Annotated in this window: 10 protein-coding genes; 6 read left to right on the forward strand and 4 right to left on the reverse strand. The window is 59.9% G+C overall.

Annotated features, from left to right (window positions below):
- Positions 1 to 21 precede the first annotated feature (21 nt).
- A complete protein-coding gene (locus P0D52_RS04120) occupies positions 22 to 1,716 on the forward strand; it encodes an ATP-binding protein (RefSeq protein WP_394694174.1) in 1,695 nt (564 codons plus the stop codon).
- Here P0D52_RS04120 and P0D52_RS04125 read toward each other — a convergent pair.
- The gene (locus P0D52_RS04125; protein ID WP_394694175.1) at positions 1,702 to 2,556 is read right to left on the reverse strand and encodes a hypothetical protein; all 855 of its coding nucleotides are present in this window, start codon (positions 2,554 to 2,556) and stop codon (positions 1,702 to 1,704) included. The genes P0D52_RS04120 and P0D52_RS04125 overlap by 15 nt on opposite strands.
- A gap of 30 nt (positions 2,557 to 2,586) precedes the next feature.
- Positions 2,587 to 4,152, reverse strand: coding sequence for a hypothetical protein (locus P0D52_RS04130; protein ID WP_394694176.1), 1,566 nt, complete (start codon positions 4,150 to 4,152; stop codon positions 2,587 to 2,589).
- A 56-nt stretch (positions 4,153 to 4,208) separates the two neighbouring features.
- On the opposite strand from P0D52_RS04130, the gene P0D52_RS04135 reads away from it, so the two are divergent.
- The 3 genes from P0D52_RS04135 (at position 4,209) to P0D52_RS04145 (ending at position 7,402) form a co-directional block, all read left to right on the forward strand.
- Positions 4,209 to 4,544: a DUF1491 family protein gene (locus tag P0D52_RS04135; protein ID WP_394694177.1), complete on the forward strand. Its 336-nt coding sequence runs from the start codon at positions 4,209 to 4,211 to the stop codon at positions 4,542 to 4,544.
- Positions 4,545 to 4,613: 69 nt separating this feature from the next.
- Positions 4,614 to 6,203, forward strand: a complete 1,590-nt coding sequence (locus P0D52_RS04140; protein WP_394694178.1) for a peptide chain release factor 3 — start codon at positions 4,614 to 4,616, stop codon at positions 6,201 to 6,203.
- A complete protein-coding gene (locus P0D52_RS04145) occupies positions 6,200 to 7,402 on the forward strand; it encodes a mechanosensitive ion channel family protein (RefSeq protein ID WP_394694179.1) in 1,203 nt (400 codons plus the stop codon). Before P0D52_RS04140 ends, P0D52_RS04145 begins: the two co-directional genes overlap by 4 nt.
- Before the next feature lie 5 nt (positions 7,403 to 7,407).
- On the opposite strand, the gene P0D52_RS04150 is transcribed toward P0D52_RS04145, so the two are convergent.
- Positions 7,408 to 8,493 (reverse strand): DUF2336 domain-containing protein, encoded by a 1,086-nt coding sequence (locus P0D52_RS04150; protein WP_394694180.1) that lies wholly within the window; start codon positions 8,491 to 8,493, stop codon positions 7,408 to 7,410.
- Between the two features lie 147 nt (positions 8,494 to 8,640).
- On the opposite strand from P0D52_RS04150, the gene P0D52_RS04155 reads away from it, so the two are divergent.
- Positions 8,641 to 9,465: an ion transporter gene (locus P0D52_RS04155; protein ID WP_394694181.1), complete on the forward strand. Its 825-nt coding sequence runs from the start codon at positions 8,641 to 8,643 to the stop codon at positions 9,463 to 9,465.
- Here P0D52_RS04155 and P0D52_RS04160 read toward each other — a convergent pair.
- Positions 9,462 to 11,414, reverse strand: a complete 1,953-nt coding sequence (locus P0D52_RS04160; RefSeq protein WP_394694182.1) for a transglycosylase domain-containing protein — start codon at positions 11,412 to 11,414, stop codon at positions 9,462 to 9,464. The two genes, P0D52_RS04155 and P0D52_RS04160, sit on opposite strands and share 4 nt — an antisense overlap.
- A 55-nt stretch (positions 11,415 to 11,469) precedes the next feature.
- On the opposite strand from P0D52_RS04160, the gene P0D52_RS04165 reads away from it, so the two are divergent.
- Entirely contained in the window at positions 11,470 to 11,925 is a 456-nt protein-coding gene (locus P0D52_RS04165) for a YcgN family cysteine cluster protein (RefSeq protein WP_394694183.1), read from the forward strand.
- Positions 11,926 to 11,955: the final 30 nt, after the last annotated feature.

Here is an 11,955-nt window from a genome sequence, read left to right on the forward strand (position 1 = left end):
AATCGGAGGCTGACGCCAATAATGCGTTTGATAAACCCGCTCCTCAGACATGGCGGAATTCTGGCGCACCTCTTGTGGGTGGCGCTTCTGGCAAGCGTGGCGCCGATGATCATTGCGGCCTCATCGGCCGCGACGCCCGTTGCCCTGGGCGGCGTATTTGCCTGCATGATACCGGGAATCGCCGGATTGTTCCTGGCGCGCCGCCAAGCCAGCCGGTTTGGCCGTCTGGTACTCGCGCTTCTATGGGTATCGCTGGCAGCCTCTATTGCGGCGGCTTCGGGCGGTCTGTTCGGCCCGGCAGCCCTGGCGTTTTTACTGCCGGTCGCGTCTGCGGCGTCCTATGCCGACCGGCGGACGGTGACAGAATCTGCCGCATTGGCCGGCTTCACGGCTCTGTTTGCAGGAGGGCTCCAGTTCACGGGATTGCTCGTGACACCTCCGGGCGCGCTGATGGTCTTTGCGCCCGGATTTCTTGCGGCGGCCACATTTATCGCGGTTGGCTTTACATTGTCAGCAGCCCGCGGAATGCGGTCGCGCCGCCAATTACGGGCGCTTGCTTCCAAGCATCGACTGCGCAGCCGAGCCTTTGAGAGCGCGCCTGTTGCTCTGGTCGCCGAGAGAAACGGTGAGATTATCGCCTGCTCGCGTGCCATGCGCGCCATGATGCCGGGCATGCCGCCGAAGATGGCGGGCGTGCCGGTATCCGACCTCGCATTCGATCCCGATGATGCGGTCGCCTTTTCTGTGCCCGCTGACGAAACACCGGTGCGGGCAGAAGTACGCGGGTCCAAAGGCCGCTCCGAAGCGGTTCAGCTCTTCCGGTCATCCGATGGTGTGCTTGCGATGGTTCCGGCGGAATCTGTCGACGCGTCCGGCCATTTTGCAAATGACGAGCTGGTTCAGCAACGTGATGCGGCGTTGGCGGAGACTCATGCCAAGTCGGAATTCCTGGCCTCTGTGAGCCATGAAATCCGGACGCCATTGAACGCCATTATCGGTTTTTCCGATGCCATGAAGTCGCGGCTTTTCGGACCCGTTCCGGCAAAGTATGCGGAATATTCCGAGCTGATCCACCAAAGTGGCCTTCATCTGCTCGAGCTGATCGGGGACGTCCTTGATCTGTCAAAGATCGAGGCGGACAGCTATTCGCTCAGCCGTGAAAATTTTGACGCCACGGATGTCGTTGAGCTTTGCACGCGCATGCTGTCTCAACGCGCCGAGCAGGCCAGTGTCCAGATAGAGCTGGATATTTCTGGCCCCATTCCGGTCAATGCGGACCGCAAGGCGTTGCGGCAGATTCTGCTGAACCTCTTGTCCAATGCCATCAAGTTCACGCCGAAGGATGGCGTCATTGTAGTTATGGCCAAAATACAGGGCGAGGATTTGCTGCTCGCCGTCGGCGATAGCGGTCCGGGTATTGCGCCTGCCGAACTCGACCGTCTTGGGCAGCGATACATGCAGGCCTCGACTGCGGATCAGTCGGACGAGCGGGGATCCGGTCTGGGCCTGTCGCTGGTGAAAGCGCTGACGGCCATGCATGGCGGCGAGATGACGATCAAGAGCACGCTGGGTGAGGGCACGACCGTGTCGGTCCGGATGCCGGTTATTCGCCTCGGCGAAGAAAGCGGCCCGACGGAAAGCGATCCGCTGGAAGTGCATTCCCGAATTCAGCGCGCTCAGCAAGCCAGCCAGTCTCTGGCGTCATCGTCCGCCTGACCAGTCCGGCGAAGACCGGACAAAGGCGAGCGCGGCCGCAAAGTCACCTATTCCGACATAATGCGTGGCCACAAGATTTCCTTCGGAATTGAAAGCTTCGATCCGGGCGGCTTCCCGCGGATCAAGATTGGCAAAGGCTTCCAGAGCCGACTCGCTGAAGCTGAAATAGGCGAGATCTTCATCCGACCATCGGGCGGAGGGTATGAAGCGGCGGCTGCCTGCCGCGGGCGGAAAGTAAGGCGTCCAGGATGGCAGGCCCTCGATCTCCAGCAGGCCGCCCAGGCTTGGATCGTGCAGCTCGGGCGACATATCAGTATCCCGCACATGCAAGGTGAGCGAAGCGATCTCGGACGTCACAGCCGCTGCAATCGTCAATGCATAGGTCTGATCCGAATTATAGAGCCCGACCATGAGGGAATGGTCGGCGTCGAGAAGGGTCTGGGTGACCACCCAGCTGTCATAACCGTATGGGCGGTTGGCGCGCCATAAGGTCGGGGCACCGACATAGTCCTGAAACCGCTCTCTTTGCCAGCCGACATAGGCGGAGTGGATGTTTGCGGCGACTGCTAGCGTCGCTTCGCTGTTGCAGGGCTGATTGGCCGCATTGCGCGATATCTGGTCGTAGGTCTGATCGATCCGTCTGGCGTCGAAACCGGCGCGTAGGAGATCACCGCGAGCTTGCAGAAAGGCTCCGTCCAGAGCGAGCCGCTCGTTTTCGCTGAAGAGCTGACAGCGTTCATCGAGCGCGCGGGCGAGGGCGCGCTGCGCATAGATGTCGCGATTTGTCTGAGCATCGGCTCCGGCGCTGATAACGACCAGAGCCGCCAAGGCGGCACGCATGGACGACTCCCTGTTATTCGGGAGCAGAGCCTATTTCCAACCTCTTGATTTGTCGTGAACACGGCGGCGGCGCCATGCGCCCCGCAATACGAACAGCAATGTCAGAAGGAAAAGCAGGGCCGCGATTTCGCGCATGGAGAAATCCGGCAGGCCAAAACGTTCGGCCAGGGAGGGTGTACCGACGACGGAATAGTCATAGCCGGTCACACCATTCGCATCCCACAGCGCGGCGCGTCCGGAGAGCGCAGCCCAGTGCGCAGATCGGGACAGAATTTCCGAGGCCCGGTTGAAGCCTTGCGGTTGCGGCGAAGTGAAGCCGGCAATCCAGCGCGTCGGATTTTGCGGATCCGAAAAGACGGTAGCGACTCCGGCGGGATTGATGGCGTCGTCGGCATAGGCCGCAGATGACAGGCGGAGCCCGGTCCGCCGGCCCGCCCGTTCAGCGGCTGCCCGCAGCGCTGTGCGGAATTCCACCGGCGCTCCGGAAAGAAGGTTTCGATCCGAGAGGGCGGCGGTGCCAATGAAGACCATGTTGCGGTCTTCCGGCGCATTGTCGCTTTCTGATCCATACCAGGCATAAATCCAGGCCGTGCCGTGGACGAGCGCGGTCCGCGCCATGATGGACATGGCGGCGAGCCGGCCCTCACCATCCGGTTCGGTGATAATCACGGCGGTCTGCGCGCCGCGACCATCCCCGAAGGGCAGGCGGGCCTGGGAAAATTCGCGAAGCGTTTGGCCGTCCATCTGGACGCGCGTGGTTTCCGTTCCGATGGCTGCCGACGTCAGGGCGTCTGCGACTGTGAAGGACTCTTCTGCGAGGCGGATGGAGCGGCTGGCGAAGAGCCGCGCAGCGGTTTCCATATCCTGCTGGTGACGGCCTGCGACCACGACATCAAGGTCCTCGCCGGAAAAGCGGAGTTCCGGGCCATCGAGTGTCGGATCAATCACATAGCCAAAACGCATATCAGCGCCGTCGGCGGTCTCGACGAACTCAGGAGCCCGCCCCATGCGCATGGCAATGCCTTGTGCGATGACCGCTTCCAGCATGACGTCGTTACGCCGGTCCTCGATATAGACCGTGTTTACCGGTGGAATATCGGATCCCAGAATGGCTTCAATATCGCCGAGGCTGGTGGCCTGGCCAGTGGTTTCAAAACTGACGCGCAGGCGCGAATTGGCTCCATCCAGCCGCCAGCCATCATTTTCATCGTTCTCGAGGGCGAGGCTGACAATATTGGTGCCGGTGCGCAGAACATGCCCCGGGAGTTCGATTTCAGCCGTTATCGGCCCATCTGCCGGTTCAATGCGGACCGCGCGTGTATTATTCACGATTACAATCAACGCGGCGCTATGGGAGCTTTCGGGGGTCAGGCCCAGAAAAATCCGGCCTTCGAGGGGGGTAATAGTCGGGGCCAGAGCGAATTGAAGCAACCCGTCACCCGTGTCGGCATTGATGCCCAATTCATTGATTTCATTGTTGAGATTTGAAAGCGGAACTTCGTGTATCGAGACGGAGGCACTCTCTTCCGCCATCGCCATCGCCGCTTGAAGGCCAACGAATACCGCGAAAACCCAACGCAAAACACGTGCTGTCATGATACGCTCCCCACCCATTCACACTTTATTAAGCAATTGGCTTGCCATCAATGGAAATGAATCGGATTCGTTCAGAAATTTGGGTGCAGGCCCTTTTGAGACGTGCAGAGGTTGCGGGCGCCATGGGCGGGGTTATCCGCAAGGGCGATGTCGACGCCGGCGCGGTTCTGGTGCGGGTCTGCCGTCTGGACGGCACATCCAACTTCTATGTACCGGCCCGGGACATGGAGGGGCAGCGAATCTGGATTCAGCCGCTGGGGCCGGATCCCGTCGAGGATGCGCGTCTCAATGACTATTGTGATCGGCGTCTGGAGGATGATCCCGACCTCTGGGTCGTGGAGATTGAGGACCGTCAGGGGCGCCACTTTCTGACCGAGCCGGTGGAAGCCTGAGTTGAGGCTTGCCAGTTCAGTTCAGGGCCTTTAGGTCCGGCCCTCACAACATCAGATAAAAGAACCGATATGAGCGCGACTTCATCGGGCGAAGACTGGGCCAAGAGGCGCACCTACGCCATTATCTCTCACCCGGATGCCGGTAAAACCACTCTCACCGAGAATTTGCTGTTCGCCGCTGGGTCTATCCGGCTGGCCGGTCAGGTGCGGGCGCGTGGTGAAAACCGGCGGACGCGCTCGGACTGGATGAAGATCGAGCAGGATCGGGGGATTTCGGTCTCGGCCTCGGTGATGACGTACGAGCATCGCGGCTTGACCTTCAATCTTCTCGACACGCCTGGCCACGAAGACTTTTCAGAAGATACCTACCGGACGCTCACGGCGGCCGACAGTGCCATCATGGTGCTGGATGCGGCGCGCGGTGTTGAGCCGCGAACCCTGAAACTGGTCGAGGTCTGCCGCCTGCGCGACATTCCGATCCTGACCTTTATCAACAAGCTGGACCGGGAAGCGCTCGCGCCGGAAGAATTGCTGGATGATATCCAGGAGAAGCTGGCGCTTGATACAGCGCCGATGCAATGGCCCGCGGCCTCCGGGAAACGCTTTGGCGGGGTCATGGATTTGCAGACCAACGAATTCATCCCCTTCCGTCCCGATGATGGCGAATTGTCGTCGGGCCAGCGCGTCCCGGCCGCTGAGGCCGAGAAACTGCTCAGCCCGGATGTCTTCGCGGAGTTGCAAGAGGGCACGGAAATGGCCCGCGAATTGTGCCCGGACTTCAACCCGCAATCCTATCGCGAAGGGCATATGACGCCGGTCTATTTCGGCTCGGCCCTGCGCCGCTATGGCATTATCGAATTGCTGGATGCACTGGCGGACATCGCGCCGGGCCCCCAGACGGAGAAGGCCGTCATCCGGAAAACGCCGGAAGAGGTCACGCCGGATGGCAAGGAAGTCTCCGGCTTCGTCTTCAAGGTGCAGGCCAATATGGACCCGAACCATCGCGACCGCGTCGCTTTCCTGCGTCTGGCATCGGGCAAATTCAAACGCGGCATGAAGCTGAAAACCGACAAGGGTAAATCGCTGACCGTGTCGTCTCCCATCATGTTTTTTGCGCAGGATCGCGAGATTGCGGATGAGGCCTTCGCGGGTGATGTGATCGGCATTCCCAATCACGGACTTTTGCGCGTCGGCGACAGTCTGAGCGAAAGCGGCGACATCCTGTTTGCCGGTATTCCGAATTTCGCGCCGGAGATTTTGCGCCGGGCGCGGCTCGCTGATCCGTTGAAAGCCAAACATTTGAAGAAAGCGCTGGAATCCCTGGCCGAGGAGGGCGTCACCCAGCTCTTCCGGCCCGTGATTGGCGGCGACTTTATCGTCGGCGCTGTGGGGCAGTTGCAGATCGAGGTGATGGCGGAGCGTGTGGCCGTCGAGTATGGGCTGGATGTGACGTTTGAAGCCGCGCCTTACGAATTGGCGCGATGGATCAATGGCTCTGAAGCGGACATCGAGAAGTTTGCTGATCGTCACAAGAGTGCGATTGCCGAAGACATTGATGGTGACCCGGTTTTCCTGGCCAAATCTTCCTGGGAAGTCAGCTATTCGGAAGAAAAGTGGCCCGATCTGAAATTCTTGCGCGCCAAGGAGCGAAACAGTTGAGTACGTCCAGCGAAACCCTGATTGAAACCGCCCAGACACAGGCCACCGAATTGTGGGCACTGGTCGTCGATGTCTGGAATACGAGCTTTCTGGGCGCGAGCATCGGGCAGGGCCTGCTGGCGATGCTGGCCGTTCTTGCCGCCCTGTTCCTGCGCGGCATGATTTCGCGCTGGCTGGTCAGTGCCATGCGGCGGGTCGTTCAAAAGACCGCCAATCAGATTGACGACGCTGTCGTCGAGGCCCTGGCCGGGCCTTTCCAGCTGATACCGGTCATTATCGGCCTGTTTATTGCCACCACGATTATCGGCCTGGGCGGGCCGGAATCCATCGGGGCACGTCTGGTTCAGTCACTGATCGCCATCACGCTTTTCTGGGCGCTTCATAATACCGTCCGCCCGGTCGCGCGCAGCCTCGACGTGATCGCAAAGTCACTGACGCCAGTGATGATCGACTGGATGACCAAGTCGCTGCAGATCCTGTTCGTCATTGTCGGCGCAGCGGCGGTGCTTGAAGTCTGGTCCATTCCGGTCGGGCCGATTGTTGCGGGTCTCGGCCTTTTCGGGGTCGCGGTCGGGCTCGGTGCGCAGGATTTGTTCAAGAATCTGATTGCCGGCGTGCTGATCCTGACGGAACGGCGCTTCTTGCCGGGCGATTGGGTGAAGGTTGATGGCGTGGTTGAGGGAACGGTCGAGAAGATCAATTTCCGATCCACCGTGGTGCGCCGGTTCGACAAGGGGCCGGTCTATGTGCCGAATTCAAAGCTGTCGGATAACGCGGTCACCAATTTCTCACGGATGACGCATCGCCGGATCAGCTGGGCCATCGGGGTGGAATACAAGACCACAACCGAACAGCTCGCCTATATCCGCGACAAAACGCTGGCCTATGTTCTGAACCATCCCGAATTTGCAAAACCGCCGGAGGTGACCACCTTCATGCGCGTGGATGCCTTCGGTCCGTCCTCGATCGACTTCAAGCTTTATGCCTTCACCATTACGACCAACTGGACGGAGTGGCTGCGCATCAAGGAAGATCTGGCGTTTGAGTTGAAAAAGATCGTCGAAGAGGCTGGCACGGCCTTCGCTTTCCCGTCGCAAACCATTTATGTGGACGATGGTTCGGAAGTCTTCTTGCCGCCGGAATCGAAATCCGAGCCGAAATTGATCCAGCAACCGGAAAATTCGGGCGGGGAATCCTGACGCCCTTACGCGGCGCTGGCATTCTTTCGCATGGTCATGAAGCGCATGGCCCGTTGGGCTTCCCGCTCTGACAATTCGTCGAAGATGCGGCCATATTCGCGCGCGTCGCGCAGAGCGTCGCCCTTGCCGGCGTTGCGCATGACCGACAGCGTCACAAAGAGGGTGCGATCCAGACCACCCGCTTTGCAAAGCAGGCAGAGCGGATCAATGCTCGGGCTTTCAAGGGCACGCTTGGCCGTGCCCAGATCGGTATCCGTCATGATCGACAGGCCCGCTGCACAGCGCATGATATGCCCCTCGCGCAACAGGCGAACGAGCAAAGCCCCGTCCAGCTGGCGGCGCAGTTTCATGGCATTTACATAGCGCTTGGCCTCATCGGCATCCTTGTCATTGGACAGGCGCGATTCAAGGCGGGCATGAGAGGCATCAATCGCCTGCTGCAATTCGTCCGGATCAATGCCGTCGAATTTTTGCAGGATCTGATCGCGCAGGCGGCTTTCGACCACGGTCAGCATGTCGTTGAGCAGATCGGTCGGCATTTCCTTGCGCTCGACCAGTGGCGCATGGAGATCCGGATTGGTTTCGGCACGCTCGGTGATGTTTTCGAAGGCCGCGCGGGAAATACGGGCGCCGCTATTCCTGACGAGCGATACGACCGTGTCGTCATTGCCCCGGCGGACAATCGTGTCGGCGACCGCCTCTGGCACTGTCGGGCGCGCGGTCAGGGCCTTCAGATGCGACTGGCTGGTGTTTTCGGCAATCGTGAGCAGGTCTTCTTCGCTGAGCGCCCGCGATTTTCTCAGAATCGGTGCCGCCACTTCAATGACATCGCGCGCCAACTGCATGACCAGGCCATGCGGAGCTTCCGGCGCATCTGCAAATCGTGCGGCCAGTTCGGCGCGGGCGTCCTCCGCCGTGTCTTCAGCAAGACGGGACAGGACGCCATCATACTGTGCGAGTTCGGTAGAGCCCTGCCGGGGAACATCGTCAAAGAACAGGTCCGTGACCTCGCGAAGGAGTTCACGGCGACGCTCGCTGGACTTTTCCTTGGCGAGATCTATCAGTTTGTGAAGATTGGATTGGACCGCCATTTTTCCCGCCGAAATTCTGTTTCATCCATGATGGCCCAAACCGGTAAAGAAACGGTGGGCGCTTTTGGTTAACAGACCGGGTTATGCAGCATTGCGCCCGCCGGGCTGTGGCGATAATCAGGCGTCGTGGAATCGGGAGCAGGCGGTATGACAGTGGATAGGCAGACGGGCTGGCGGGGCCAGCTGGTCAAATTTGTCGAGACTCCGGTTTTTCTCAATTTCATTACCGGGCTGATCCTGCTCAATGCTGTGACGCTCGGGCTGGAAACCTATCCGGTTGAAGCGGAGTGGGTGGCAACGCTCATACCTGTGGTCGATACGATCATCGTGACGATTTTTGTCATTGAGCTGCTGTTGAAAATGGTCGCCTACGGGCCACGCTTCTTCAAATCCGGCTGGAACTGGTTCGATTTGATTATTGTGTCTGTCTCGCTCTTCCCGGATGCGGGAGCCTTCACGGTTCTGCGGGCGATGCGGATTTTGCGCGTCTTCCGCCTGTTCTCCGTCATGCCGGACATGCGAAAGGTCGTCGAAGCCCTGATGAAGGCCATTCCCGGCATGAGTGCGATTCTCGCCGTTCTGGCGCTGATGTTTTACGTCTCCGCGGTCATGGCGACGAAGCTGTTTGGGGGCTCGTCAGAGCAATTTGCATCGCTCGGGGCATCGGCCTTCACGTTGTTTCAGGTGATGACGCTGGAAGGCTGGGCCATGGATGTCGCGCGGCCGGTGATGGAAGATTACCCGTTTGCCTGGTTGTTTTTTCTCATCTTCATCGTGCTCACCAGTTTTGCCGTCCTCAACATGTTCATCGCCGTGATCGTGGATTCCCTGCAATCGAAACATTTCGATGAGGAAGAGGAGCGCGCGCTGGAAGCGGAAGCCGAGGCGCAGGAAGACCGGGATTTGCTGATGGCGGAAATGAAGGCGATCCGGGAAGAATTAAAGGCGCTGCGGGCGGACATGAATCGCTAGGGGACGGCGTTCACTTCGGCTTCGAATGCATTCAGCAATTCCGAATAGAAGGCGGCCAGTTCTTCTTCATGCGCGGAACGCTCACGCGGAGCCGGGGCTGCCAGAAGGCGCGCGGGTAGATCATCGTGTGCCGCTATCATGAAGTCCCGCCAGATGCGGGCGGGCAGGCCACCGCCCGTGACATTATTGGTCGGCGTGTCATCGTCATTTCCGACCCAGACGCCCGCAATATAGTCGGCGGAATAGCCGAGGAACCAGGCGTCGCGAAATGACTGGCTGGTGCCGGTCTTGCCGGCCGTTGGACGGTCCGGCAGGCGCGCAGCGGTGCCCGTGCCCGACAGAACGATATCCTGCATCATGGTCGAGATGGTCAGCGCATCGGCTTCCTCGACAACCTGTTCCGGTTCAGCGGCCGGGTGTTCCCACAAGATATCACCGCGAGAATTCGTCACACGCTCCAGGAAACGGGCGGGATGACGTGTCCCTGAATTGGCAATGGTGGAATAGGCCGCCGTCAATTCCAGCAGCGTGACTTCGACCGCGCCCAGAGACAAGGCGGGAAGCGGAGGCAAATCGGTCTCGATACCCAGCCGACCGGCCATGTCCACAACGATTTCCGGTCCGATTTCGTCAATGATCTGAGCCGAGACGGTATTGATCGAACGCCGCAAGGCCTCCTGCAGGGTCACGCGGCCGCGATAATTGCCGCCGAAATTGCGCGGTTGCCAGCCTTCGAGATCTACGGGTTCGTCATAATAGACGCTGAAGGGGGATGCGCCCGCTTCAATAGCGGCCAGATAGACGATGGGCTTGAAGGCCGAGCCGGGCTGGCGGCGTGCTTGTGCGGCACGGTTATACTGTGTCGCCAGATAATCGCGCCCGCCGACCATGGCGCGGACTGCTCCATCGGGCGTCATTGCCAGCAGGGCGGCTTCGCCAGCGCCCTGCGCCTCGCTTTCCTCATTCATCCGGGCGGTCAGCGTCCGAAAGGCATCCTCCTGTAGCGCAGGGTCAATCGTCACCTGAAGAATGGCGTCAGCTGGCAATTCGCCCAGCTCGGCTTCTGCGAGCTGAACGGCATAGTCGAAAATATATCCGAAGATGGCGGGGTCCCGGTAGGTTTCGGGCTCCGGCTCGATGGGTGAAGCGGGATTGGCTTCCGCCTCGGCGCGCTCCTCAGCCGTGATGAAACCTGCCTCTTCCATGGCCGCGAGAACGATCGCCGCGCGTTCGCGTGCTGCAGAGAGATTGCTCGTCGGGTCCAGGCGGCTGGGCGCTTTGGGCAGGGCCGCGAGCATGGCCGCTTCGGCAATGGTGAGCTCGGCGGCGGATTTCTGGAAGTAGCGCCGCGCCGCCGCTTCGATGCCGTAAGCATTGGCGCCGAAATAGATCCGGTTGAGATAAAGCTGGAGAATTTCGTCCTTGCTCAGGCGTTGTTCGAGTTGCAGGGCCAGCCGCATTTCCTGGATTTTCCGGCGCATGGAGCGCTCGGGCGTCAGGACGAGATTTTTCACCAGCTGCATGGTGATGGTCGAGCCGCCCTGAACGGTTGAACCGGCGCGCAGATTGGCAAAAACGGCGCGCAAAGTACCGCGCAGATCAACGCCTGAATGCTCGTAGAAGCGCTGATCCTCGATGGCGATGAAGGCTTGCGCGACGTGATCGGGCAGACGATCCAGTTCCACAGGTGAGCCATAAAGCGGTCCGCGCACATCGATCACCGCACCATTCATGTCCAGCAATGTGATGCTGTTTTCGCGCCGGACATCCGCCAGGATTTCAAGATTGGCGGGAAGGGCGGGCATGTCCGAGAAGGCCCATCGCCAGAAAATACCGCCGACAATTCCGCCAATAATGACCGTCGCTGCAAAACCAATGGTCAGAATCCATGCGCGCCGTTCGCGCTTGCGGCGCTTTTCCTCTAGAAGGTCGGCTCTGAAAGCAGTCATCCGGATTTCCCCTGCCGGGTATCAGCCCGCACAAAGTGGCAAGGTTTAGGCGAATATGTCCAATCCCCCCTTCTGGAAAGTGAAATCACTGAAAGAGATGACGCCGGAAGAGTGGGAATCGCTCTGCGACGGGTGCGGGAAATGCTGTCTCGTCCAATTGGAGGATGAAGAGGGTGACCGGGTCCTCACCTCGCTCTCCTGCAAGCTCTATGACGGGGCTTCCGGTAAGTGCCGGGATTATGGCAATCGTTCGGTGCGGGTGCCCGATTGCGTGCGGCTGACGCCTGACAATGTCGGGCAGCTGGCCTGGATGCCGAAGACATGCGCCTACCGGCTGATCCATGAAGGCCGGGATTTGCCGGACTGGCATCCGCTGGTGACCGGCGACCCGCAATCGACCTTCAAGGCGAATATGTCCGTACGCGGTCAGGTGACCAGCGAAATGCGGGTGGATGATGCCGATTATGAAGACTTCATCCGGGAGTGGCCGGGTGAAAGCGGGGATAGGTGAGGCCTTATCCTTCCGGCGATCCGAAAAAAG

It is taken from the genome of Hyphobacterium sp., from assembly GCF_043584775.1.
GTDB lineage: Bacteria > Pseudomonadota > Alphaproteobacteria > Caulobacterales > Maricaulaceae > Hyphobacterium.